Annotated in this window: 27 protein-coding genes and 1 pseudogene; 18 read left to right on the top strand and 10 right to left on the bottom strand. The window is 39.0% G+C overall.

Going from position 1 to position 24,862, the window contains the following annotated elements; translation table 11 throughout:
• Positions 1-8 precede the first annotated feature (8 nt).
• The 6 genes from cobD to LG307_RS11430 all read left to right on the top strand — a co-directional run bounded on the left by cobD (position 9) and on the right by LG307_RS11430 (position 3,713).
• A complete protein-coding gene (cobD, locus tag LG307_RS11455) occupies positions 9-1,085 on the top strand; it encodes a threonine-phosphate decarboxylase CobD (RefSeq protein WP_404441907.1) in 1,077 nt (358 codons plus the stop codon).
• Complete coding sequence (locus LG307_RS11450) at positions 1,082-1,630, top strand: bifunctional adenosylcobinamide kinase/adenosylcobinamide-phosphate guanylyltransferase (protein WP_404441905.1); 549 nt, start codon at positions 1,082-1,084, stop codon at positions 1,628-1,630. The genes cobD and LG307_RS11450 overlap by 4 nt, the downstream gene beginning before the upstream one ends.
• Positions 1,627-2,388: an adenosylcobinamide-GDP ribazoletransferase gene (cobS, locus tag LG307_RS11445; protein ID WP_404441904.1), complete on the top strand. Its 762-nt coding sequence runs from the start codon at positions 1,627-1,629 to the stop codon at positions 2,386-2,388. Before LG307_RS11450 ends, cobS begins: the two co-directional genes overlap by 4 nt.
• On the top strand, positions 2,340-2,975 hold the full coding sequence (locus LG307_RS11440) for a histidine phosphatase family protein (protein WP_404441902.1): 636 nt from the start codon (positions 2,340-2,342) through the stop codon (positions 2,973-2,975). Before cobS ends, LG307_RS11440 begins: the two co-directional genes overlap by 49 nt.
• Positions 2,927-3,358: a bifunctional adenosylcobinamide kinase/adenosylcobinamide-phosphate guanylyltransferase gene (locus LG307_RS11435; protein ID WP_404441900.1), complete on the top strand. Its 432-nt coding sequence runs from the start codon at positions 2,927-2,929 to the stop codon at positions 3,356-3,358. Before LG307_RS11440 ends, LG307_RS11435 begins: the two co-directional genes overlap by 49 nt.
• A gap of 178 nt (positions 3,359-3,536) precedes the next feature.
• Positions 3,537-3,713 carry a DapH/DapD/GlmU-related protein gene (locus LG307_RS11430; RefSeq protein WP_404441898.1) on the top strand — a complete coding sequence of 59 codons (177 nt, stop codon included), beginning with the start codon at positions 3,537-3,539 and terminating at the stop codon, positions 3,711-3,713.
• 70 nt (positions 3,714-3,783) lie between these two features.
• Here LG307_RS11430 and LG307_RS11425 read toward each other — a convergent pair whose 3' ends face one another.
• The gene (locus LG307_RS11425; protein ID WP_404441897.1) at positions 3,784-4,320 is read right to left on the bottom strand and encodes a YhcN/YlaJ family sporulation lipoprotein; all 537 of its coding nucleotides are present in this window, start codon (positions 4,318-4,320) and stop codon (positions 3,784-3,786) included.
• 131 nt (positions 4,321-4,451) lie between these two features.
• On the opposite strand from LG307_RS11425, the gene LG307_RS11420 reads away from it, so the two are divergent.
• Complete coding sequence (locus LG307_RS11420) at positions 4,452-5,345, top strand: alpha/beta hydrolase (protein WP_404441896.1); 894 nt, start codon at positions 4,452-4,454, stop codon at positions 5,343-5,345.
• A gap of 28 nt (positions 5,346-5,373) precedes the next feature.
• A complete protein-coding gene (locus LG307_RS11415) occupies positions 5,374-5,565 on the top strand; it encodes a DUF2187 family protein (RefSeq protein WP_404441894.1) in 192 nt (63 codons plus the stop codon).
• A gap of 49 nt (positions 5,566-5,614) precedes the next feature.
• On the opposite strand, the gene LG307_RS11410 is transcribed toward LG307_RS11415, so the two are convergent.
• Positions 5,615-6,202 (bottom strand): cell wall hydrolase, encoded by a 588-nt coding sequence (locus tag LG307_RS11410; RefSeq protein ID WP_404441892.1) that lies wholly within the window; start codon positions 6,200-6,202, stop codon positions 5,615-5,617.
• Between the two features lie 228 nt (positions 6,203-6,430).
• Between LG307_RS11410 and LG307_RS11405 the strand changes: the two genes are divergently transcribed.
• Entirely contained in the window at positions 6,431-6,883 is a 453-nt protein-coding gene (locus tag LG307_RS11405) for a hypothetical protein (RefSeq protein ID WP_404441891.1), read from the top strand.
• A gap of 22 nt (positions 6,884-6,905) precedes the next feature.
• Here LG307_RS11405 and LG307_RS11400 read toward each other — a convergent pair whose 3' ends face one another.
• Positions 6,906-7,607, bottom strand: a complete 702-nt coding sequence (locus tag LG307_RS11400; RefSeq protein ID WP_404441890.1) for a class I SAM-dependent methyltransferase — start codon at positions 7,605-7,607, stop codon at positions 6,906-6,908.
• A gap of 102 nt (positions 7,608-7,709) precedes the next feature.
• Between LG307_RS11400 and LG307_RS11395 the strand changes: the two genes are divergently transcribed.
• From LG307_RS11395 to LG307_RS11385, 3 genes are all read left to right on the top strand, one after another.
• The gene (locus tag LG307_RS11395) at positions 7,710-7,913 is read left to right on the top strand and encodes a DUF6501 family protein (RefSeq protein ID WP_010199386.1); all 204 of its coding nucleotides are present in this window, start codon (positions 7,710-7,712) and stop codon (positions 7,911-7,913) included.
• A gap of 105 nt (positions 7,914-8,018) precedes the next feature.
• The gene (locus tag LG307_RS11390) at positions 8,019-9,119 is read left to right on the top strand and encodes a PQQ-dependent sugar dehydrogenase (RefSeq protein ID WP_404450437.1); all 1,101 of its coding nucleotides are present in this window, start codon (positions 8,019-8,021) and stop codon (positions 9,117-9,119) included.
• A 42-nt stretch (positions 9,120-9,161) separates the two neighbouring features.
• The gene (locus tag LG307_RS11385; RefSeq protein WP_404441888.1) at positions 9,162-10,589 is read left to right on the top strand and encodes a phospholipase D family protein; all 1,428 of its coding nucleotides are present in this window, start codon (positions 9,162-9,164) and stop codon (positions 10,587-10,589) included.
• A 105-nt stretch (positions 10,590-10,694) separates the two neighbouring features.
• On the opposite strand, the gene LG307_RS11380 is transcribed toward LG307_RS11385, so the two are convergent.
• From LG307_RS11380 to LG307_RS11365, 4 genes are all read right to left on the bottom strand, one after another.
• On the bottom strand, positions 10,695-11,342 hold the full coding sequence (locus LG307_RS11380; RefSeq protein ID WP_404441886.1) for a hemolysin III family protein: 648 nt from the start codon (positions 11,340-11,342) through the stop codon (positions 10,695-10,697).
• Positions 11,343-11,480: 138 nt separating this feature from the next.
• Positions 11,481-12,581, bottom strand: a complete 1,101-nt coding sequence (locus LG307_RS11375) for an AI-2E family transporter (protein WP_404441884.1) — start codon at positions 12,579-12,581, stop codon at positions 11,481-11,483.
• A 138-nt stretch (positions 12,582-12,719) separates the two neighbouring features.
• Positions 12,720-14,339 carry an ABC-F family ATP-binding cassette domain-containing protein gene (locus LG307_RS11370; protein ID WP_404441882.1) on the bottom strand — a complete coding sequence of 540 codons (1,620 nt, stop codon included), beginning with the start codon at positions 14,337-14,339 and terminating at the stop codon, positions 12,720-12,722.
• Positions 14,340-14,486: 147 nt separating this feature from the next.
• A complete protein-coding gene (locus LG307_RS11365; RefSeq protein ID WP_404441880.1) occupies positions 14,487-14,939 on the bottom strand; it encodes a cupredoxin domain-containing protein in 453 nt (150 codons plus the stop codon).
• Positions 14,940-15,082: 143 nt separating this feature from the next.
• Between LG307_RS11365 and LG307_RS11360 the strand changes: the two are divergent.
• Positions 15,083-15,592: pseudogene (locus LG307_RS11360) on the top strand (DUF3231 family protein).
• A 35-nt stretch (positions 15,593-15,627) separates the two neighbouring features.
• Here the strand turns inward: LG307_RS11360 and LG307_RS11355 are convergent.
• Together LG307_RS11355 and adh are read right to left on the bottom strand one after the other, a co-directional pair.
• On the bottom strand, positions 15,628-15,957 hold the full coding sequence (locus tag LG307_RS11355; RefSeq protein ID WP_404441878.1) for a DUF779 domain-containing protein: 330 nt from the start codon (positions 15,955-15,957) through the stop codon (positions 15,628-15,630).
• Between the two features lies 1 nt (position 15,958).
• A complete protein-coding gene (gene adh, locus LG307_RS11350; protein ID WP_404441876.1) occupies positions 15,959-17,479 on the bottom strand; it encodes an aldehyde dehydrogenase in 1,521 nt (506 codons plus the stop codon).
• A gap of 305 nt (positions 17,480-17,784) precedes the next feature.
• Between adh and recQ the strand changes: the two genes are divergently transcribed.
• Positions 17,785-19,932, top strand: coding sequence for a DNA helicase RecQ (gene recQ, locus LG307_RS11345; RefSeq protein WP_404441875.1), 2,148 nt, complete (start codon positions 17,785-17,787; stop codon positions 19,930-19,932).
• A 96-nt stretch (positions 19,933-20,028) separates the two neighbouring features.
• Entirely contained in the window at positions 20,029-20,298 is a 270-nt protein-coding gene (locus tag LG307_RS11340) for a hypothetical protein (RefSeq protein ID WP_404441874.1), read from the top strand.
• 42 nt (positions 20,299-20,340) lie between these two features.
• Here LG307_RS11340 and LG307_RS11335 read toward each other — a convergent pair whose 3' ends face one another.
• On the bottom strand, positions 20,341-21,870 hold the full coding sequence (locus LG307_RS11335) for a hypothetical protein (protein ID WP_404441872.1): 1,530 nt from the start codon (positions 21,868-21,870) through the stop codon (positions 20,341-20,343).
• Between the two features lie 244 nt (positions 21,871-22,114).
• Between LG307_RS11335 and msrA the strand changes: the two genes are divergently transcribed.
• From msrA to LG307_RS11320, 3 genes are read left to right on the top strand one after another with little or no spacing between them, the layout of a single operon-like run.
• Positions 22,115-22,660, top strand: coding sequence for a peptide-methionine (S)-S-oxide reductase MsrA (gene msrA, locus LG307_RS11330; RefSeq protein WP_404441870.1), 546 nt, complete (start codon positions 22,115-22,117; stop codon positions 22,658-22,660).
• Between the two features lie 53 nt (positions 22,661-22,713).
• Positions 22,714-23,904 (top strand): DHH family phosphoesterase, encoded by a 1,191-nt coding sequence (locus LG307_RS11325; RefSeq protein WP_404441869.1) that lies wholly within the window; start codon positions 22,714-22,716, stop codon positions 23,902-23,904.
• Positions 23,905-23,928: 24 nt separating this feature from the next.
• Entirely contained in the window at positions 23,929-24,321 is a 393-nt protein-coding gene (locus LG307_RS11320; protein ID WP_404441867.1) for a VOC family protein, read from the top strand.
• The last annotated feature ends 541 nt before the right edge of the window (positions 24,322-24,862 follow it).

The following is a 24,862-nucleotide window of genomic DNA, read 5'->3' as shown; positions in this document are numbered from 1 at the left end:
GGTTGAGGATGAAGTGGCCAGAACATGGCGGTCAGCCAGATTTGATGAAGCAGCTATTGCATGCAGAAGAGCAAGAAGTCTTGGACTTTAGTGCGAATCTTAACCCTTTGGGGCCCCCTGAATGGTTGCGGGATGAATTGGAGGCACAGTGGAAGAAGCTGCTGTGTTATCCGGATCCTGACTATACGTATAGCACTAGTGCATTGGCATGGTTGGAGGGAATCCGTGAGGAGGAAATGCTTCTTACAAATGGAGGAGCGGAAGCTATCTTCCTTGCGGCTAAATTCTTTGAAGGGAAAAGGGCAGGGGTCGTGCATCCTGCTTTTTCGGAATATGAACGGGCATGCAGGCATTATCATCTAGTGGTAACAGACTTTTTAACATCGACTGTGGACGATTTTCGGTTGCCGATGAATCAACTGCTTGATACACTACCAGAGTTGGATGTCCTCTTCCTATGTCGTCCAAACAATCCGACAGGGGTGGTCATTCCGAAAGCGGAAATAAAAATGTTATTGGAACAGGGGCTTCATGATCATACATTCCTTGTTATAGATGAAGCGTTCGTGGATTTTGTCCCATCTGAGTCGTTGACTCCGTTGCTAAAAGAATATCCTAATCTAATTTTACTCCGGTCGCTGACAAAAATGTACACGATTCCCGGCCTTCGGTTAGGTTATATGATGGCTAGTGAAACAGTCATAAATGAAATGAAAAGCTTCCAGTTACCTTGGAGTGTGAATGCTTTGGCAAGTGCTATCGCTCCGATTCTATTAAAGGATAAAGAATTTGCTAGGCAAACCCTCCGTTGGCTTGATGAGCAGACAAGGATATTGCGGACCTTTTCAGAGAAGAATGACTTCTATCTTTCTAACACATCGGTCAATTTCTATCTACTTCAAGATAATAGAAATCCGGAAAAAACGGAATCTCTTTTCACTTTTTTGTTTCAACACGGTATTTTGGCAAGACATACATATAATTTCAAAGGGTTGGAAGGTAGCCACGTAAGGGTTGCCATACGTTCGGAGGAAGAGAATGATCAATTGCTTGCCATTTTAAAAAAGTGGAGGGAGCAAAAATGATTATTTTTATCTCTGGAGGGGCTCGATCAGGTAAGAGTAGCTATGCGGAAAAGCTGGCTCTATCCTTACATATTCAAAATCCCACCACTCAGCTGATTTATTTGGCAACCTCTAAAAAGAGTGATAAAGAAATGGAGCGGCGAATAGCGATGCATAAAGAACAGCGGGGGAAGGAGTGGCAATTAGAAGAGACACCGGTAGAGGTTGGCGGAAGCATACAGCGTGCGCAAAAAGGCGATGTGATCCTCTTGGATTGCCTTACAATCTGGCTTAGTAACATGCTATTTGATGGAATCCCAAGGGAAAAAGAAGAACTAGTTGCAGCGGTCAAAGAGTGGAGTACACATGCCAGAAAGAAAGAGCTGACTTTGTTGATTGTTTCAAATGACCTGAACGAAGAACCTTCATCCCGGTATAAAACGGTCCGCTCCTATGTATGTATGTTGGAATTACTTCATCAACATATCGTCAAGCAAGCTGATATAGCGGTACAGGTCAAGGCTGGCATTCCAAAGTATTGGAAAGGAAGAGGGGTGTCCTTTTGAAGAATAGCTTGTATGGATTATGTTTATCTCTTCAATTTTTAACTAGGATTCCTGTACCTGTAAAGTGCCCTTGGAATAAGGGTACAAGCAGGTGGGCTCTTAGATGTTATCCACTGACAGGTATGTTTTTGGGAGTGATTCTAGTTTTAATTGTATTTCTATTGCAAGCTGTTTTGCCCTCATGGATGCTGGCACTGCTTATTTTGACCATCTGGATTTGGATTACAGGAGGCTTGCATCTGGATGGCTGGATGGATGTAGCGGATGCAGTTGGCTCGAATGCAACACTTGAGAAAAAGTGGGAGATTATGAAAGACCCGCGGGTTGGAAGCTTTGGAATCCTGAGTTTACTGTTTCTGGTCGTTTGGAAAGCAACCTTTATCTATTTACTATTGAATGAGTCCTATAAAAATATGATGTGTTGCGTGATCATCCTTGCCTGTTCAAGGGGCATCGCGGTCTATCTGATGTATCTTTTTCCAACTGCTCAGCAGGAGGGTTTAGCCTTTGAATGGAAGAAAAACCTTACAAGAATTGATCTAATCGTTGCTTTGTTGCCTATAGCTGCACTGTTTCTATTTCTTCCCGAATATCTAATCTTATTGCCGAGCTATTTCGTATTCACATGGTGTTATGGGCATTGGATGATGAAACATTTTAAGGGAAGTAATGGAGATCTTTTGGGGACAGCCATTGAAGGGGGAGAGCTATGCGGGCTGATCGTTATGTGGACCTATATCTCATTCGTCATTGGATAACAGATTGGAACAAGGAGAAACGTTACCTTGGACACACTGACCAAAATATTCTATTAGATGGAATAATTGAGTTAGAATTACTTAAAAAAGAACTAGAAAGTCTATCATTTGATGCCATCTATTCAAGTGACCTGATAAGATGTCAAGAGACTTTGGAGTGCTTGCATTTATGCCATTCTTCAAACCTTGATCCGAGGTTAAGAGAATTGAATTTTGGTGATTGGGAAGGGAAGAAATACGATGAGTTGAAGGAGGATGCTTATTACCAGAATTGGCTTGATAATTGGGAATCACATACCACGCCTAATGGTGAGAGCGCGAAAATGTTCCAACAGAGAGTGGACGAGTTTGTTTCGAATATGTTGGATAGCGACAAGCTTTGCGGAGAAAAAACAACCATTCTGGTAATGACCCACGGTGGAGTGATACGCTACATGCTTAGTAAGTTTAAAGCCTCAAATTCATTTTGGGAATCACCTGCTGTTACACATGGAAAGGGTGTTTTATTGAAATTGGTAAATCTGAAGGGGGAGTGGGAGTGCAACTCATTATCGGTGGTGCCTTCAGCGGGAAAAGATCTACAGTAAGAGCCCTTCATTCTGAGGAACTAAGCTGGGTTTCTGCTTACGATGAACGTAGCTTGAACGACTGGAAATTACAATGGGAAAGCGATACTTCATTAGTTTTAGAAGGCTGGGAAAAGTGGATTATGAAAGCTTTACTATCTGAACAAAATGATGATACCATTCGGCAATTTTTTTATTTATTTTTTTCCGAGTTGAAAGAGGAAGAACAAAAGAGGGGCGAAGAAATAATTCTAATCATGCTAGAATTGGGCCGGGGAATTGTACCCATTGATAAACAGGAAAGAAGACTTCGTGATATTGCAGGATGGGTTTCACAAGACGCCGCAAAGCTTGCAGATGAGGTATACTATGTTTGGCATGGGCTGAATGAACAATTGAAGTGAAATAGGAAAAAATACATTTATTAACTTTAATTGTACAATATTAAATACAAATAAAGTGAAAATTGGTGAGAATGTACTGATAGCACCTAATGTCCAAATTTACTCAGCAACTCAGCCTCTTAAAGCGACTGAACGAATTAATCTTCAACATGGCCCAAATGAGGCGCCGTATCAAACATTGACGAAGTCAGTCACTATCGGTGATAACGTGTGGATAGGCGGGAACGCTGTCATACTACCTGGTGTTACGATAGGAGATAATGCTGTAATAGGAGCGGGCAGTGTTGTGACAAAATCTATACCTGAAAACTCATTAGCTGTTGGAAACCCGTGTAAAGTAGTAAAAGAGATATAACTACCTTCTTCATGCAAACAAAAACCCAGACCTTAAATCTGGGTTTTTGACTTTTCATACCACTCCTACATTATCTAGAAGTCGGGAATATTCGTTGTACTACTTCCGTAAACTCATCAAAAATACCGGCAACGGGTCTGCCTTCTCTAATATCATTCGTATAACCTTCCATACGATCGACAAACTCAGGATTTACAGACACATACACATTGCGGATGTTACCGTCTGATTTACGCACCTGATCTGCTATCTTCTTTTCCACATCTTTCGTTAATTCCTTTTTGCCTTTTCCTTCTAAAACAGCTGCCACATAAGCGTTGCGGTTAGTTACGAGAACACTGCAAGACTCTACCTCTTTTAGATCGGTAATATTTTTGGTAGCTTCATCCGCCACTTCAAGCCTTGGTTCGTTGGTATCATTAACTCTCCGTGGGTTAATGTCACCATTTCTTACATTCCTATTGTAACGCCCCATGTTATCGTAATTTACATTTAGAGCGTCATTAGGATTGTCATTCCTTGCTGTACCATAGTCATCTACATTACCACATCCTGCCATCACCATCGTCATGACAAGTCCAGTTACTAAAAATCCTTTAATGTTCAATTCTCTACACCTCTTTCATCATATTTATCTTTATGTTTCAACAAGAGGGAGGGAATTATTCGGTTTTTTGTTCTAAAATTAAGGTAAGATAAGAATAAGTAATCTTCTTTATGAGCGAAGAGAGGTCAGCTATGGTAACGTATGACAGGGAAGAATATTTACATTTCTATGGTTTGGATACATTGGGTTCCATACATAGTGGTGAAATGATTACCCACGAACACCACCAAATTTTCATACAGACATTTTTACCTGAAAAGAATAAAGGACTAGTAACCATTGTTCACGGTTATCTTGACCATTCAGGTGCACTATCCAAGATCATTCATACATTAGTTTCTGATGGATACGGCGTTATCACGTTTGACTTGCCGGGCCATGGTCACTCAAGTGGAGACCGGGGAGATATTAAAGATTTCTCTGAGTATGTCCAAGTCCTATATGTCGTCCATTCTCACCTCTTACAAAAAGGAATAACACATAAAAGATGGTCAATAATGGGTCATAGTACCGGTGCTGCCATCATTTTAACTTACATGAACGAGTATGAATGCTCATTTGATAAAATTATTCTAGTTGCACCCTTGATTCAGCCATATTTGTGGTCATTTTCAAAATTTGGTGTTAAACTCATTGGGGAGAAAAAATTTCATTTTAACAGGACATTTAGAAAGAACTCTTCAGATCCAGAGTACTTAGCACTTGTGAAAAGGGATCCGCTTCAATTCACTAGGTTACCTATAGGTTGGCTTCAATCTCTAGACCGGTGGAACTTCGGTTTGTCGGAACAACTTTCTGGTAGTGAGAAAGCCTTACTTATCATTCAGGGGAATAGAGACACAACAGTTGATTGGAGGTATAATTTAAATTTTATTATTAAAAAATACCCAAATTCAACTTGTATTCTTATCGATGGGGGTAACCATCAACTTTTCAATGAAACGGCAATAATTAGGGATATAACTTTTACACATATTAAAAGATATTTATCAGCCATTGGGGATAATAAGGATAGAAGAGAATAAAGAATCAATAAAAAGGTGGAGTTAGAACATGGAAGAAACAAAAACAACTAGCGTTCAAGTTGGAGATACGATTCAAATTAATAAAGGGTCGAAAAAAGGTAGTAAAGGCACGGTTATTGTTGTCAGAGACAGCTCGGTAATCGTTGAACTCGGTAAAAATCCTAATACAGGCGAACCTATTCGTACCGTTATCAACCATAAAAACTACAAAGCGCTATAAATAAGGAAAAAGGCACCGGACATAAATCCGGTGCCTTTCTTACGTAAAATTACTGTGCAAATACGTGATTACCAATTGTTTTCGTTACTTTTCTTGTACGAATCCACTCATCACTTGTTTTGTCTGGGTTAAAGAAATAAAGTGAGTTGTTGCCATCACCACGGAATGCAATGGCTTCTTCCACAGCTTTTAGTGCCTCTTCATCTGCTGCTTTATCAATTTGACCATTCCCAACAGGTGAGAACTGATAAATTCCACCAGCAGACGTTTCATATACAACTTCCTTGATAGAGTCAGGGAATTGCTCACTATCAACGCGATTTAAAACAACTGTTGCTACAGCAACCTTTCCTTCATATGGTTCTCCTTTGGATTCCGCATGAACTAGTCGTGCCAACAATTCTTTATCTTCTTTAGAAACCTTATCTGGAAGTTGCAATGCTTCTCCAGGAAAAATTAAATGATTGTTTTTATTATTTAATTCCTTCATTTCTTTTACAGAAACTCCGTATGATTTTCCTATATTCCAAAGCGTATCGCCTGATTGTACGTTATGTGAACCAGCTGCTTGTGCATCAAATCCTGTTCCGGCAAATAATGCTGCAGCTGCAGTAGAGATTGCAATAAGTTTTTTCATAAAGTAATTCCTCCTTGTGTTGTGGATAATCATCAACTCTCGGACGCTCTAGAAAATATCGTAACAAGTATATACAACTATTTCACTGTATAAATGTTGGCATGGGATGATATATATTGTAGATATTACCTACATTTCACAATTAAGAGGATAATGTTGGGATAAAGGTGGGAAAATAAGTTCATTACGCCAAGTATAACCTAATCCAAATTGATGGGAGATGTTTTATTGCGCTATATAGCAAAGTATCCTACAGCAGTCCACAGCTTTATTTTATCCTTGATGCTGATCCAAGGAACCTATCAAATGTTGCAAGCTCATTATGGAAGGGGAGTGGTACAGCTGTCCATAGGAATGATTATCTTGTTTTCCTATTTCATTCGATATGAAATAAAGTTAGATGAAACAACAGTGCAGTACGAAATACTGTTTTTAGGACATACGTTTTATTCGAAAAAAATAGTTGCCAGTGATATAAGGAAAATCGTATTTAAACGGGTGGGATGGTCAGCCAGAGGGGCATTCATTTATACAGACAAACTTTTCCCCATTCGATTAATAAATTTTAAACCGGATAATATGTATGATCAATTACATCTATTTGGTAAGAAAAACGGAATTTCCATCGTATGTAGGGAAGACTTTATGGAGCACAGTCAAACTGTCACAAAAGAAAGCTGAAGCATACTTAAGCTCCAGCTTTTTACCGTTGTGCCCGAATAACACTTAATTCAATATGTTCTTGTGATTCATAAGTTAGCTGTTCATGTTGGTGCATCACTTCAAAATACTTCTCTTCTATTATTTCAGAAGGGTTGATATCTGGTTCAGATGGTTCTAATTCTCCTATCGCCAGAGGAGTGATTTCCACCTTCTTAAATCCACATTGTTCAAGTGCTTCTTTCCAATCCTTTTTACTGAAAATATTAGGCATATTATAAAATTGTTTCATTCTGTCTTCCAACTCATGCTGCATGGTATCTTTCTTCGTCATTTCAAACGCTAGCAGAACACCGTCCGCTTTAAGCAATCGATGCAATTCCGGAAGTGTTTTGACTGTATTGGTAAAGGATAAAACAGATTCAGAAAGAATTAAATCAAAAGTGCTATCACCAAACTCTGTCTCTTCAATATCCATTTGTAGGGCCTTTATATCTGCTTGTTGTTCAGCCAATCGATGGTTGGCTTTTTTAATCATTATAGGATGATTGTCGATGGGTGTAATATCTACGTTCATTGCATGCAGGAACAAAGACGTTTGTCCCGTGCCACACCCAATTTCGAGTAGTTTCTTATCTTCAAGACTTTCTTTTAATAGGATGGTTTTTGTAAGCTCTATCCCTCCAGGATGAGCACCACCAATCCCAAGTAAAGCCAGTAGATCCGTATACGCTTTATTGGTCATACATTTTCACCTCACCTAATCATATGAGAAAACAGTTGTGTTTGTTCATTAATAAAAGATGAGGTAAAATAGTTGAGAGATAACTGTGGAGGTGCAAAGCAAATGATACATAATTCCTGGGATAAAAAAGAAACGGTACAGCACGTAAAGTGTGTACATACAGACGCAAAAAAATATCTAGTTAGCAATATGCTGACTGTCGGACAAACGTACGAAGTGAAGAATGAAACGGAAGAGTTTATTTTCGTAAAAGACAACAGCGGCCATATTGGCGGATATTATAAAACCTATTTTGAAAAAGCATAACATTTAAAGAAACAAGGCGCTCACACGTCTTGTTTTTTTGTATTTTCATTCGTTATTTGGATTAGACTTGAAAGATGAGGGGAAAAGAGTAGAGTGGTGACTTTTTTGAAAAATTTCGGACTAATTATTGCTTTGCTGTGTCTCTTTTTAACAGGTTGTACTTCTGTGCTGGAAAGGGAAAGTGAGAATAATAAAGAGGCGTTAGAAACGAACACTTCACCTGAAGATCAACAATCTAGCATCAGTAATAAAGAAATAATAGCGACCAAATTAAATGTGCCTTGGTCTATCACTAAATCAGGAGATACATTTTACATTACCGAAAGAACAGGAAAGATTGTGAAAATAGATAAAGACGGCATGACCAGGGAAGATATCCAACTGGAAAAACCGTTATTGATCTATGGGGAGGGCGGGTTACTTGGTATGGAACTACATCCTGACTTTCAAGAAAACGGACTCGCGTTTGCTTTTCATACATATGGGACGGAAGAAGCAGTGAAGAATAGGATTGTTACGTTAAAATACGACGGGACAGTCTGGAAAGAAACAGGAGTTCTCTTGGAAGACATAGATGGCGCAATTTTTCACAACGGCGGCCGTGTAAAAGTCGGCCCTGATGACAAGTTATATGTAACAGTCGGAGATGCCAATGTACCTGAGTCTGCGCAAGATAAAGAGTTACTCACTGGTAGCATTCTTCGAATGAATCTGGATGGTAGCGTTCCCGAGGATAATCCATTTCTAGGATCTTATGTTTACAGTTATGGCCATCGAAATCCTCAAGGGATAGCATGGGACAAAGAAACCGGTGAGATGTATGCATCAGAGCATGGACCATCCGCATTTGATGAGATAAATATTATAAAAAAGGGGGGGAATTACGGTTGGCCAACCTATACAGGAGATGACCATGCGGAAGAAGTAGAAGCGCCATTATTTCACTCTGGGACTGATACTTGGGCTCCATCTGGCATTGTCGTCGAGAACGGAATTCTATATGCAGCAAGCTTAAGGGGTGAAATGGTAAGAGCTTTTGACATTGGCTCCAAACTACAATCTGTCCTTTGGAAAGATAATGGACGCATTAGGGATGTATGGAAGGAGGGGGATTCTATTTATTTTATAACCAATAACACAGATGGAAGGGGAAACCCTGTCCCAGATGATGACCAGCTGATCAAATTAGAGCTTTCGGTTGATTGACTGGTCGGGCTCTCGCCACTATTTTAGGGGGAACAATACAAGATGAAAAACTATATAAAGAAAAATAAAATGCTGACATTTATAATATTTCTCATTCTTATTGTAATAGTAACAAGCGTCTATCACAGTTATAAGCCTTTGCCGGAGGGGGTTTCGTTTGAAGGAGATGTTCACTATGTAAATGAAGTAAATCTTTTATCTGATATAACTTACGGAGAAAAGAAAGAAGTAACAACAGAACATGAAATATTCAACCGCATATTTGAGGTTATAGAGGAAGCGGAAGAATTTATTGTGATTGATATGTTCTTGTTTAACGGTTATAACGATGGGGAGATGGACTACCCACCTCTTAGTGCTGATTTGATGAATACCCTTATCTCCAAAAAGCAAGACAACCCGGAAGTGGATATTGTTTTTATAACAGATGAAGTTAATACCACATATGGATCACATGAGGCGGAAGAATTGTCAAAACTCCAAGATAATGGAATAAGAGTAATTGAAACAAACGTCAAGGTTCTTCGCGATTCAAACCCGTTATATTCGGGTGTCTGGAGAGTTTTCTTTCAATGGTTTGGCCAAGGTGGGTCTGGTTGGATTCAAAACCCCATGGCTAAAAGCGCCCCTGAGACGACCGTGAGATCCTATTTAAAGCTACTAAACATAAAGGCAAATCACCGAAAGGTACTTGCGACTGATAAAAGCGCCATCATCTCGTCCGCAAACCCACATGATGCAAGCGGATTGCATTCTAATACCGCGTTTGAAGTTTCCGGAAACATCATCGGTGATATTTTAAAAACAGAACAGGCAATCCTTGATTTTTCCGGAGGTGGAACACTACCAAAATATACGGGCCAGGCAGAAGAAGGTGACATTGCGGTAAAATTGTTAACCGAAAGGAAAATATTAGATCATGTTCTGGAGGAAATTAAAAAATCAAAGGATAAGGAAGAGATCTGGGTAGGAATGTTCTATTTGGCTGAAAGAAAGATCATTGAGGAACTAATAGACGCTGCAGATCGCGGAGTGACGGTTAACTTGATTCTTGACCCTAATGAACATGCATTTGGTCAACAGAAAATCGGTCTCCCGAACCGACCAGTTGCAGCAGAATTGCTTGAAGAAGGACAAGGAAATATTGAATTACGATGGTATAATACTCAAGGTGAGCAATACCATCCAAAAATGATTTATTTCAAGAGGGCGGAGGAATCTACCATTATAAGTGGATCTGCGAACTTCACAAGAAGAAATCTTTATGATCTTAATTTAGAAACGGATATAAAAATAACGGCCAATAACAATGAGCAGGTTATGAAAGACATGAATGATTATTACTTGAGGTTATGGAGTAACCAAGATCAGGAGTACACCTTACCGTACGATGCCTATAAGGATGAAATGACTATAGCCAAAAAAGCCATGTACCGTCTCCAAAAATTATTCAGATTTACCACCTACTAATTAATGCAGTAGCCAAGTTGATTGGAGTGGAAGGCGCGCTGGAACGGATATCAACAGTTAAAGGGATAATAGGAATTAAAAAAGCTGTCCAGGTTCTTGGACAGCTTATTGTATAGGTAAAACATACAACAAAACAAAAAAGAAATGCAGCACAGTCCCGCCTAACACAAAAACATGCCAAACCGCATGATGATACGGAAACGCACGCCACACATAAAAAACAGCTCCTAAACTATAAACAACCCCTCCGGCAACTAAATAGGCAATACCGGCAGCATCCACGGTAGAAGTAATATCATTCCATCCAAACACTGCAAGCCAGCCCATCAATACATAAAGAAGGGTAGAAGCCAAAATAAATCTTTTCACAAAAAACACTTTAAAGACCGTTCCTGCTATAGCGAGTCCCCATACGATTCCAAAAAGTGTCCATCCGAGGGCACCATCCATAATGATGAGGGTGATGGGAGTGTAACTTCCTGCAATAAAAAAGTAGATAGAGGAATGATCGAGTATCTCAAAAACATTTTTTGCCCTTCCTTTTGGCAATGCATGTAATAACGTTGAGGATGTATAAAGCATCAGCATGGTAATGCCATAAACGATAAAAGTAGCCAAGTGAAGAGGAGTTCCGTTGATAGCAGAAAACACTATCAATAAAACAAGGGCTGCAATACTCGTTAAAATTCCTATTCCATGTGTAATTGTATTTGCAATTTCTTCTCCTTTTGTAAAGGTATGTGTTTGAGCCATTTTTATCATCTCACTTTTGTCGTTTAATGAACTAAACTAATTCGTTCTTTATCATCATAACAACTATAAGTACTTTTTTCCAATAAAAAAGCATGCCATGAAAGTGAAATCAACTTTGCATGACATGCTTATTACTAATTATAGTAGTGAATCTTCGGTAACTTTAATTTTTCTCAGTTTGATAAATCGTATCGTATGCAGGACTATCACTTTAGAAACTGCGTAGGTTGGTACGGCAAGCAGTAGGCCAAGCAACCCTGCAAACTTACTAGCCACAAGTAAAAGTAAAATAATTGTCAAAGGGTGAACATCCAATTTCTTACCCATAACTTGCGGTGAGATCAAATTGCTCTCTATCTGTTGAACAATGACAACTACTAGGAGTACCCATAAAGCCATAATAGGTTCGTCAAAAAAGGCTACGACAATACTTGGTATCGTTCCGATGAATGGACCAATAAATGGTATGACATTTGTAAACATCGCAATTAAAGCCAAGACGAGGGAATACTCAAGTCCGATGATAAGGAAACCAATGTAAATTAAAACACCAACAAAAACACTGACAATGATTTGTCCTTGAATATAGGAACTTAAAGCTATGTCCATATCTTTTAATACATTTCGGCCTTCCTTTTCATGTTGACGAGGAATGATTTTAAGTACCTGATCAGGCAATCTATCTCCATCCTTTAACATGTAAAAAAGGACAAAAGGAATGATTACAAGCAGAATAAGGAATCCTGTAATCGCACTAATGACGTTTACCACATTAGAGCCGAACGCTGTAAGGTAAGCATTCAAATTATCAGCAATCTTTCCTGAAATTTCTTCCAAGGAGAAACGTTCATCCTGTTGAAATCTTGCGATATATTCATTTTCCTGCAATTCGATCGTGTAATCTCTAATTTCATTAATAATTTCAGGCGTATTTTTAACAAGACTGTTAACCTGTTGTTGTAACGTTGGACCAATTAAAAACAAGAGTAAAGTAATTAGCCCTATAAACATAAGGTAAATACTTAGTATAGCCAACCCTCTTGGTACATATCGATCAGCAAGATTTACAAGGGGTCTAAGTAAATAGTAAAGCACACCTGCAAGAATAATTGGTGCAAATAACGTGCTTATCATCACGGTGAGAGGGGTGAAGATAAAATCTACCAGTGATGCTAAAAAAATAATTAACAGTATGACAATAATTCCATAGCCAACCTTAAACCACTTCGTTTGCGGCATTTCTACACCTCATTCATTCTAAATATTTAATTGTTAGTCTTAAGTATATAGGTAGATAGGGAATAATACTAATACGAAATAATCATAAAAAGGTTTCAAAATTTGAAAAAAGCCCTTATAAAAAGGGCTTTTACAATATTAAGATTGAAGATCAGCTAATTGCTTTTGTACACTTGCATCCTCTAGATATTCATCATACGTCATCTGTTTATCTACCATACCTTTAGGTGTGATTTCAATGATTCGATTTGCAATCGTTTCAATAAACTGATGATCATGAGACGTGAAAACAATGGAGCCCTTGAAATTAATTAGGCCATTATTAAGAGCAGTAATAGATTCTAGATCCAAGTGGTTCGTAGGGTCATCAAGCAATAGTACGTTTGATCCTGAAAGCATCATCTTAGAAAGCATACAACGTACTTTTTCTCCCCCAGATAGTACACTTGCTTTTTTCATTACTTCTTCACCAGAGAACAACATTCTACCTAGGAAGCCCCGCAGGAAGCTCTCGGTTTGGTCGTTAGGGGAGTATTGACGCAACCAATCTACAAGGTTCATATCTACACCCTCGAAGTAACTGGAATTGTCTCTTGGGAAATAAGCCTGGGTTGTCGTGATCCCCCACTTAAATGTTCCACTATCAGGTTCCATCTCACCAGAGATGATTTTTAAAAGAGTGGTATTTGCGATTTCATTTCCACCAACAAGGGCAATTTTATCATCTTTATTCATGATAAAACTTACATTATCCAGGACTTTCACTCCGTCAATGGTTTTAGTCAACCCTTCAACACGTAAAAGGTCATTTCCAATTTCGCGTTCCGGTGTGAAATTCACGTAAGGGTAACGACGGGAAGAAGGTTTGATATCATCCAAAGAAATCTTATCCAAAAGCTTCTTTCGCGATGTAGCCTGTTTGGATTTAGATGCATTTGCACTGAATCGGGCGATAAACGCTTGTAACTCTTTAATTTTTTCTTCTTTTTTACGGTTTACATCAGATGCCAATCTTGACGCAAGCTGACTGGACTCATACCAGAAGTCATAGTTACCAACATAGATTTGAATTTTTCCATAGTCTAAGTCAGCAATATGTGTACAAACTTTGTTTAAGAAGTGACGGTCATGGGATACTACAATGACTGTATTCTCAAAGTTGATAAGGAACTCTTCTAACCATTGAATTGCTTTGATGTCCAAGTGGTTGGTAGGCTCATCCAGTAATAGTACATCAGGTTTACCAAAAAGAGCTTGTGCCAAAAGTACTTTTACCTTTTCTCCACCAGTGATATCGGCCATTTTCTTTGTGTGAAGATCCTCAGAAATTCCTAGACCTTTTAAGAGGATTGCCGCTTCTGATTCTGCTTCCCAACCATTTAATTCAGCAAATTCTCCTTCAAGCTCTGCAGCTCTCATGCCATCTTCATCTGAAAAGTCTTCTTTCATGTAGATAGCATCTTTTTCCTGCATCACTTCATAAAGACGGCTATGACCCATGATTACGACTTTAAGAACTTCGTGCTCTTCATACTCAAAGTGGTTCTGTTTCAGGATAGCCATACGCTCATCCTTATTCATGTGTACATCGCCGGTTTGTGCTTCCACTTCACCGGAAAGGATTTTTAAGAACGTTGATTTTCCCGCACCATTTGCGCCAATTAACCCGTAGCAGTTACCAGGGGTGAATTTTATATTAACATCTTCAAATAACTTTCGATCGCCATAACGTAATCCTATATTCGTAACTGTAAGCATGTATTTAGTTTCCTCCAAAATTAATGTCGTTGAAATTATACCATTAAATGAGGACGTTGCAAAAGATTCATTTACTATAGAAGCATTATTTATGTAAATAAATATGACCAGTCACCGTTTTGACTGGTCATTTGGAGATTATATCAATTAATAAACGTAAATATATGCCACCATTGGAGGGCTATGATGTCCGTTATGGTGAGAATGGGTAGAACAGATTAGTTTGTATACACCAGCTTTGTCAAAGCGTACATCAATTAATGTTTCCTCGCCTTTTTTTATAACTCCGTTAATATCTGTTCCCTCAATCGAATAAGGATGTTCACTTCCATTGACTCCAAATATACTTAGTGTTACTTCTTTGCCTCTTGGAACGGTAATTGTACCAGGATCGAAGCGATAGGCTTCGATTTCTGTACCGTCTTCCAATTTCGTCTTAAACTCAGAAGTAATCATATTAAATACTAACTTTTCTTCTTCAGAAGGTTTGCCAGTAGTGGGGATTACCCCTTTATTAACAACATACCATCCGCCTAATCCAGCAATTAAACATAGTGCAATCATAATTACAAAGCTTTTTTTAATCACAAAAAATCTCATGTATACGCCACCCCTTCTTTTGCTTGTCTTCTACTTAGATGTGTATGCTGGGAAGGGGAGAGGGTTGTCTACTTTTTTAAATAGAGACGAATATTTTTTGTGGGATATACTAAAAAAATTAATCTTGGGAGGGGCAAGTCTAAATGGATAAGCAGCTGTCTTCGTCTGAAATAGGTAATCTGTGGATAACGCACCAACAAAAAACGATGCTGGCAAGGCTATTAGAGCACTTTCTTGCGAACAAACAAAATGAAGAAGTACACAATTTGGTACAAACCTACTACGATCAAGAAATTAATTTTATAAATGATTTAACGGTGCTGTTTAATCAAGAAAATATTGTAGTGCCTGTTGGATAGGTCGAAAGCGATGTGAGTGATATTCAGCCACCGAAAGTTGCTTGGGGAAATCCAACCTTGTCAACAGAATCCCCATATTCAGAGAAGCTCATGATGTACCTGACAAACCTGCTAAGCAGCTTTGGACTTACAAGTAATGCCCTAGGCACATCATTCAGTCTTCGCTCGGATTTACCGAGAAAGATGACATTAATTGCAAAAGATATATTTGATTTTGCCAAAGATGGCGGAAAGTTAATGGTTAAGAACGGCTGGATGGAAGAACCCCCGCAGTCAATAAAAAGCACAAAATAGAAAACGAAAGGCCGTCCATCTACGGACGCCTTTCGTCATTTAGGGAAGACTTTTGATCTGGTTAGAAAACGGACTCCTTCTGGACCTTCTAAGGAAAACATGCCACCCCTTCCAGGAACAACATCAATAATTAGCTGTGTATGCTTCCAATACTCATACTGCTTTTTATTCATATAAAAGGGAGCCCCGCCTATTTCGCCAAGAAGAACATCAGAATCACCAATCATAAAGTCTCCCTTTGGATAGCACATAGGGGAGCTGCCATCGCAGCAGCCTCCAGATTGATGGAATAGTACAGGTCCGTGTTTCCCTACCAACTTATTAATCAATTCACGGGCAGAATCGGTAGCCAGTACTTTATCCATATTAAAAGAATCCTAATTTCTTTGGACTATAGCTTACAAGTAAGTTCTTCGTTTGCTGGTAGTGGGAAAGCATCATTTTGTGGTTTTCGCGTCCGATTCCACTCATCTTATATCCGCCAAATGCAGCATTGGCAGGGTAGGCGTGGTAGCAGTTAGTCCAAACACGACCTGCTTCAATTTGACGACCGAAACGATATGCAGTGTTAACATCTCTCGTCCAAACGCCTGCTCCAAGTCCGTATAAAGAATTATTGGCAATTTCCAATGCTTCCTCAGCCGTTTTGAAAGTAGTGACAGAAACAACAGGACCAAATATCTCTTCCTGGAAAATTCTCATTTTGTTATTGCCTTTAAAAACGGTTGGTTTCACATAATACCCGTTAGCAAGGTCGCCTTCGAGCATATTACGTTCTCCGCCTGCAAGAAGCTCAGCACCTTCTTCTTTTCCGATCTCGAGATAGGAGAGGATCTTTTCTAGCTGTTCGGAAGAGGCCTGTGCTCCAATCATCGTTTCTGTATCAAGTGGATTTCCTTGTTTGATTTGAGAAACCCTCTCTAGTGCACGCTCCATAAACTTATCATAAATGGATTCATGAATCAGGGCACGGGAAGGGCAAGTACATACTTCTCCCTGGTTGAGCGCAAACATTACGAACCCTTCCACCGCTTTATCAAAGAAATCATCATCATGCGCCAAGACGTCCTCAAAGAAAATATTCGGGGATTTTCCGCCAAGTTCTAATGTTACAGGAATTATGTTTTGAGAAGCATATTGCATGATCAAACGGCCGGTTGTGGTTTCTCCGGTAAAGGCAATTTTTGCAATTCTGTCACTGGATGCAAGAGGTTTTCCTGCTTCCACACCGAACCCATTAACGATATTCAACACACCAGGAGGGAGCAAATCTGAAATTAGTTCTGCCAATACCATGATGGAAGCAGGTGTCTGTTCAGCTGGCTTTAAAACCACACAGTTACCTGCTGCTAACGCTGGAGCAAGCTTCCAAGTGGCCATTAATAACGGAAAGTTCCAAGGGATAATCTGACCGACAACCCCTAATGGTTCATGGAAATGGTATGCAATAGTGTCGTTATCGATTTCTCCAAGCGAGCCTTCTTGAGCTCTAATACAACCTGCAAAATATCTAAAATGATCGACTGCTAGAGGAAGATCTGCTGCCATTGTCTCACGAACAGGCTTTCCGTTCTCCCATGTTTCCGCAACAGCAAGCATCTCTAAGTTTTCTTCCATACGATCAGCAATTTTATTCAAAATGTTGGCTCTTTCAGCTACTGAGGTTTGTCCCCAAGCTGACTTTGCTTTATGTGCTGCATCCAATGCCAATTCAATGTCTTCTGCAGTGGAACGAGCAACTTCGCAAAACACCTGGCCAGTAACGGGAGTGACATTTTCAAAATATTCACCTTTTACTGGAGCGACCCACTCGCCGCCAATAAAATTGTCATAGCGGTTTTTAAAAGAGACTTTTGAATCTTTTTCACCTGGATTAGTATAAATCATTTGAAAATTCCCCCTCAAAATAGATTAATAGATTATCTTAGTAACCTTCGTTATGTAAGCGCATTCAATTTACGCAAAAAAAGAAAGAGGTTAGACAACCTACTGTAAAATGAATTTTAAACATTCTGATAATAAATTGCAAGAGAAAAGATTTTCTCAGTAAATAATGATTATTATGCTCCATCTCACTTTGGTTGCAGGTCCTTACTCATTCAGTTAAAATGAAATGGCAACAGGGAATACTCCTTCATTTACTTAACCCCACTTACCTTCAAAACATTTCCCATATAAAAACGAGGTGTACTATGTACGAACAAGGAAAAATTATATTAAAAAAATATTTTGGTTATGAAGATTTTAGACCTGGCCAGAAGAATATTATTAAAAGTATTTTAAATAAATCCAATACGCTAGGGGTAATGCCGACTGGTGGAGGCAAGTCCATTTGCTATCAAGTGCCGGCCCTTTTGGAAAGTGGATTGACGATTGTCATCTCTCCACTAATCTCTCTAATGAAAGACCAAGTAGACTCCTTGATTAATATAGGAGTAGAGGCGACTTATATTAATAGTTCTTTAAATGCAGGAGAAATAAGAGAAAGGATTCAGCAAGTGGAACAAGGCGAAATCAAACTGTTATACCTTGCTCCAGAAAGACTCGATTCTTACGATTTCCAATCCATTTTATCAACTGTTGAGGTTTCGATTGTTGCAATCGATGAAGCACATTGTATGTCTCAATGGGGCCATGACTTTAGACCAAGTTATCGTGAAGTGGGAACTTTCATAAAAAGGATCCCAGGAAGACCAACCATAACAGCTTTTACTGCGACTGCAACCAAACAGGTTATTGAAGACATTCAAATGATGCTGGGAATAGCACCAGAACATACATATGTAACAGGTTTTTCCCGTGATAACCTGACATTCTCCGTCTTGCGCGGGCAAAATAAGGACAATTTTCTAGAGAAACTCCTGAAAGCGAACAAGGAAGAATCCGGGATAATCTATGCAACTACCAGAAAAGAGGTCGATCAGATATTTTCAACTTTATCAAAAAAAGGATATAAGATCGGAAAGTATCATGCTGGGCTTTCAGAAGAGGAACGGAAAGAATATCAGGAAGAATTTCTACATGATCGCCTAAAACTGATGGTGGCGACGAATGCGTTTGGTATGGGGATTGATAAGTCTAATGTACGGTTCGTTATCCATTACAATATGCCCAAAAATGTAGAGTCGTATTATCAAGAAGCAGGAAGAGCCGGAAGGGACGGAGAGGAAAGCGAGTGCATCCTCTTATTTAATGCGAGGGATATTCAGATTCAAAAATTTTTGATTGAAGAGAGCATCCGCTCACCGGAAAGAAAAATGCAAGAATATAAAAAACTTCAAGCAATGATGGACTATTGCTATACGCAGCGTTGCCTGCAAGCATATATTGTACAATATTTCGGCCAAGAGACAGATCTAACTTGCGGTAAATGCAGTAACTGTTCCACTGACTATGTTGAACAGGATATTACGCTTGAAGCACAGAAGATATTTAGCTGTATTCATCGTATGAACGAAAGGTTTGGAGCAATCTTGGTAGCTAAAGTGTTAAAAGGATCGAAAGATAAACGCATCCAGCAATTCCGTTTTGATAGCTTGCCGACTTATGGATTAATGAATAGCTATACAGAAAAGGAATTGGTTGATCTGATTAATATTTTGATTGCAGAGGGATATTTAATCCTGACTGAAGGGCAATATCCGATTGTGAAGTTGGGCGCGCGTGCTGTTCCTGTTTTAAAAGGCAAGGAAAAGGTACTTTTTAAAGTGAAAGAGCAAGTCAAATCTGTCGTTGAGGATAATGAATTATTTGATTCCTTGCGTGAGTTAAGGAGAAACCTATCAAAAGAAGAAGGGGTACCTCCTTATGTTATATTCTCTGACAGCACTTTAAGGGAAATGAGTGAGGTCCTGCCAAGAGATGAATCGGGCATGTTAGAAATTAAAGGGGTAGGTTCCTTAAAATTTGAGAAGTATGGAGACTTATTTTTGCGAGAGATAGCTAAGTTTATGGGGGAAGAAATCTCTACCACAAATACCTCCATCCCAAAAACAGTTACCACCAAAAAGATCCAGAAGCCTTCCATTCCAATGAACCCTGGGGAATCAAGTCATATGTTTACTTTTAGACTGCTACAAGAGGGTATGTCCTTTAAAGAAATAGCCAAGGAACGCGGGATGAGCTTGATCACTGTCCAAAACCACCTCTTTAAATGTGCAAGTGATGAAGACGTAAATGTTGACTGGGACTCTCTTATTCCAGAAAATTATGAGGAAGATATAATTAGAGTCATTAAGGAAGTAGGCACTGAAAAATTGAAGCCGATAAAGGACAATTTACCGGAGGAAGTTGATTATTTAGCCATAAAAGCGGTAATGGCTAAGCATGAAATGATATAAAAAATATTTAGGTAGACGTTCCTTAAAATGTTTAGTTTTTTTCCTGTCGGGAATATCAGTTTTATAGATATTACTATTAAACAGGAGGCGTTTATAATGAATGCACGTCAACTAAAGAAACCTTTAATCGTGGCAGGAGCTGCAAGCCTCACCGGGGCAGGACTGTTAGCATATAAACCTTATCGAGAAAAAATTGTTCAGTACTCAAAGAAAGTTAAAAATAAACTAATACCGTTGAAATTCAGAAAGACGGATTTGCCACTAGAAAAAGCAGGCAACCCTGATCCAGAAGATATTCAAGATAACAACATGGTTAGTGAGGGAGCCCAATATTCAGTAGAGTATTATAATAAAAAAATGCAATAAAAAAAGGCGTTCGGTATAAACCGAACGCCTTTTCCATGGACATTAAACGAAAAATATCGCGTAAGCCACACCGATTACTCCTACTAAAGCAAGAGAGTAAACAGGTTTTACTGGCATTTCGCCATTGTTCTCCATTGCCTTTCCGAACAGGAAAAATACAAGCGGGTGAACTAGGAATGGCATAGAGAAGATGAATGGAATTAAAGCGGCAGCATCAGCTCCGAACATTTCTCCTTGTATTGCGGCGAATAAGCCGAAATGGGATATTGCAGATGATTGAGCCATAGCAGCATAGTCAATCGTCATGGTACTTAGGCTTAGTAAAGCCAATCCTCCAAACACTGCACACATTTGCCAGCCAAAAGAAAACTGCATCAATGCCTTTACTTCTTTTTTATCTTCGCCATTGGCCTTTCGCAAGTTAAACAATGCCAGAATGGTCAAACCAACCCCTACTGCAACAATTAACATGGAAGGGAGGATCCAAAGACTTCCTCTTTCCGCACTAATTGCTAGCACAGAAAAGACAAAAATATGACCGAAAAACGGGATGTTAATCATAATTGGAGCACGTTGGGCAGCAGTTTTTCCAAAATCACCTGCTGTACAAGCGCCTGTTAATCCTGAATGTGACAGAGAACCAGCCATACCAGGTGCTAGGTTTCGTGTGTTGGCATTCTTTGCAAAGAACATAATTAATGCAATTCCACCAAACATCCAGAACAATTGTCCAAAGAATCCATAGGCCAATACTGCATTCATTCCGTCAATTGCAAAAGCGTCTCCAATTCTTGAACCACCAACCATAAAGTTGGCTGCCAATACAACTGGAATACCTGCGATTAAAAGGGCACGAATGGTGGGACCGAAACTCCAATTATAGAAAATTGCGCCAAAACCAGCAGCAATCATCATAGCAAAGAAAATTTGTGGCAAGGCAATAAGTGGCTTTACCCACATGGCAATGTGATAAGAAATCACTAGTAATAGAATAATCGCCAGCAATTCCACTATGCCTTTTTTCATATATTGTTTCTTATTTTGAATTTTAGCTTTGTTATCAATGAAAAGGATGGATCCAATAATTCCAATGAAAGCAATCAAAGGATAAACACTATCTAAACTTTGAGTACCGTCAGAAAGAAGCATGCGCGTAATTCCTTCAAGTCCGAATAATAGGAAAAAAGCACGTACAATAAAGAAGAATTGTGTTCTTGAAGTACCTAGGAAGGTCTCTTCATTTGAAACGACCACCGTATCTTCCACATCCAAGTCTTTATTACCTAAAATTTTTCGCAGTTCTTGACCACCTACGAAAAATGATACGGTCAAGGCGATAATTGTGGTTCTCGCCATAAAATCAATGAAGGGGTATTCACTTAAACCAGGTGTCGCAACTCCCGTGTCTACAAGTAAGTAGCCCATACCCAAACCTAGTATTACAATAATAAGAATGGGGGAAAATCTTGTTCCTGCCACAACCATCCTGGATACCAATACTATGGGAATTAGGAAGAATAGTATCAGCCAGAACTGATTTATTAATTCAATATTTGAAAATTGTTCAATCATCTTATCAATCAGACTCCTATCGTTCATTTTTTCACAAAGAAATATCGTACAATATTCTTGACAAAGTGTAAATCAATGTAAACGTCACCATAAAAATGTTTAACTATTTAATTAATATAAGGTGTTATATAATTTCATTATGTAAACATCTTGCGTCTGTTATGAGCGTTGTTATTGTATCTAACTTTGGGATAGTGTAAAATTCCATCAAACACACACTTTAAAGAAGGAGGAACACGAAACTATGACATCAAACAATACAGAACTAGCCACCTTTGCGGGAGGGTGTTTCTGGTGCATGGTCAAACCTTTTGATCAGATGCCGGGAATAGAAAGTGTGGTTTCAGGTTATACGGGCGGGGATTCAGAAAATCCTACATACGAAGAAATTAAAAAAGGGAATAGCGGGCATTACGAAGCAGTCCAAATTGAATTTAACCCAGATGTTTTTCCTTATGAAAAATTGTTGGAGTTGTATTGGCCACAAATAGATCCAACCGATGACGGAGGACAATTTTTTGATAGAGGAAGTCAGTATCGAACGGCAATCTTCTATCATAATGATAACCAGCAAAAACTTGCAGAAAAAGCTAAACAGGATATAGAAGCAAGCGGAAGATTTAAAAAACCAATTGTAACGGAAATAAAGCCGGCCGTGCCATTTTATGAAGCGGAAGAATATCATCAGAAATTTTATCAGAAAAACCCTGAAAAATATAAGCAGGAACGCCAAGAATCCGGTAGAGATGCTCATATAAAAACATATTGGGGAGAAGAATATACAAAGTAAAGTAAGGATTGGGTTGAGCAAGGCTTGCCCATCACACATAAGGGGGACTACATTTGATTCATCTTTTTACACATAATGATTTGGACGGGGTAGGCTGCGGGATATTAGCAAAACTTGCGTTTAAAGAAAAGGTTAAGGTTCATTATAACTCAGTGGGAAGTTTAAATTATCAGGTTGCTGATTTTATGGAGGAAGCAACCCCAAGGCATCAAATATACATAACTGATTTGTCGGTCAACGAAGAAAATGCTAAAAAACTGGAATACTTCGTGAAACAACAGGAAGGATCTGTTCAATTCATTGACCATCATAAAACAGCCCTTCATCTTAATGAGTACGATTGGGCGTCTGTTACCGTCGAATATGAAGATGGTAGATTAACAAGTGCTACATCCTTATTTTACGAGTATTTATTAGAAAAAGGTTTAATTACACAGTCTGAACCATTAGATGAAGTAGTGGAACTTATCCGTCAATATGATACCTGGGAATGGGATCAGAATAATAATACAAAGGCAAAAAGGTTAAACGATCTTCTTTACATGATTTCCATTGAAGATTTTGAAGAGAGAATGCTCCAGAAGTTGACAAGTGCAGCGAAATTCGATTTCGATGACTTTGAAACACAAATACTCGACATGGAAGAGCAAAAACTTGAAAGATATTTGCGTAAAAAACGCAGAGAAATTGTTCAAAAGCCTGTAGAAGACAAATGGGTAGGAATTGTCCATGCAGAATCTTTTCTCTCAGAGCTTGGTAATGCATTAGGCAAAGAGAATCCCCATTTGGACTATATAGCAATGATTAATATGGGAAGCAAACGAATCAGTCTTCGCACGATTCATGATGATGTAGATGTTTCACAAGTGGCTGGAAAGTTTGACGGGGGAGGCCATGCTAAGGCATCTGGCTGCAGTTTGAATGACCAGGCGTACAAACTATTTGTTGCGGAAGCTTTTCCGTTAGAATCACTTAAACAAGATGCTCGTCATAACGTTTTTAATGTTAAAGAATCATCTAATGGAGTTTTATATGATTCAAAAGAAAAAGGGACATTATTTCTTTTGCCAAAAGAGGACGGGACATGGAAGGTGGAAAACAAAGAAAAATTTATGGATAAATTGTTTTCCTCTTTTCAAGAAGCAGAAACATTCATTAAAAGAAAGTATGCGGCATGGTTGGTAAAAGACGAAGAATATGTCAATTTCTTAGTTGAAAACATTAGAAGGTTAAGAGCAAACTAAAAGAAGAACCGGGGAGAGATAACTATGGCAATTAAAAGATTAGAACATGTGGGAATTATGGTGAAAGATATTCAGTCATCGATAGAGTTCTATACACAAGTGGTCGGGTTTTCTTTAAAAGGTCAGTTAGATCACCCGAATGGAATAATAAAGCTTGCATTTTTAGGATTTAATGAAAGTGATGAAACAGAGTTGGAGCTTATTCAGGGTTACAATTCCGATTTGCCGGTAGAAGGAAAGGTGCATCATATTGCATTAACGGTGGATGATGTAGAGGCAGAACATGAAAGGTTGAAAAGCCTGGATGTTACGTTTATCGAACAAGAGATTACGACATTGCCAAATGGCGCAAGATATATCTTTTTTGCAGGGCCTGACGGAGAATGGATAGAATTATTTGAAACACCGGCAACATAAAGAGAAGGCAGGGATAAATTCCCCGCCCTTTTTTTATGATAAGAATCCGAAAAACAGTTGATTTCCGTTCCGGCGCTTCGCTTGCCTGCGGGCGGTCCGTGAGCCTCCTCAGGCTTCGCCTTCCGGGGTCTCACCTGTCCCTTCCTCCCGCGGGCGTCTACGCGCCTTCCACTCCAATCAACTAGGTGGTTTCATTCATCTAAAAGGTAAAGAAAAGGCATCTAACCTAATTAACTGGATAAGCATTTACAGAGCATTTTCGAAATTCTCAGCTGTGGATTGGAGCAAATGGCGGAGACTCCAGCGGGGGAGTAACGGTAGGTTGAGACCCCTGAAGCGTTGTGAGGAGGCTCAAGCACCGTCCCGCGGAAAGCGAAGACATTTGCGGAAAGGAACAGCGGCGATTACCCAACCAACTAAAATAATTGGGAAAAAGACCAGGCGATTGCCAAGTCTTTTTACTTCCTATCCATAGACTTTCCTTTTTCTCGTGAACTTTTTAGCATATGTTTATAAGTGAAGCCAAGACAAACAATTCCAG

The organism is Sutcliffiella horikoshii, assembly GCF_044809035.1.
GTDB classification, from domain to species: domain Bacteria; phylum Bacillota; class Bacilli; order Bacillales; family Bacillaceae_I; genus Sutcliffiella_A; species Sutcliffiella_A horikoshii_G.
The sequence above is the reverse complement of the archived record's forward strand: the minus strand, read 5'-3'. Positions and strand labels throughout refer to the sequence as shown.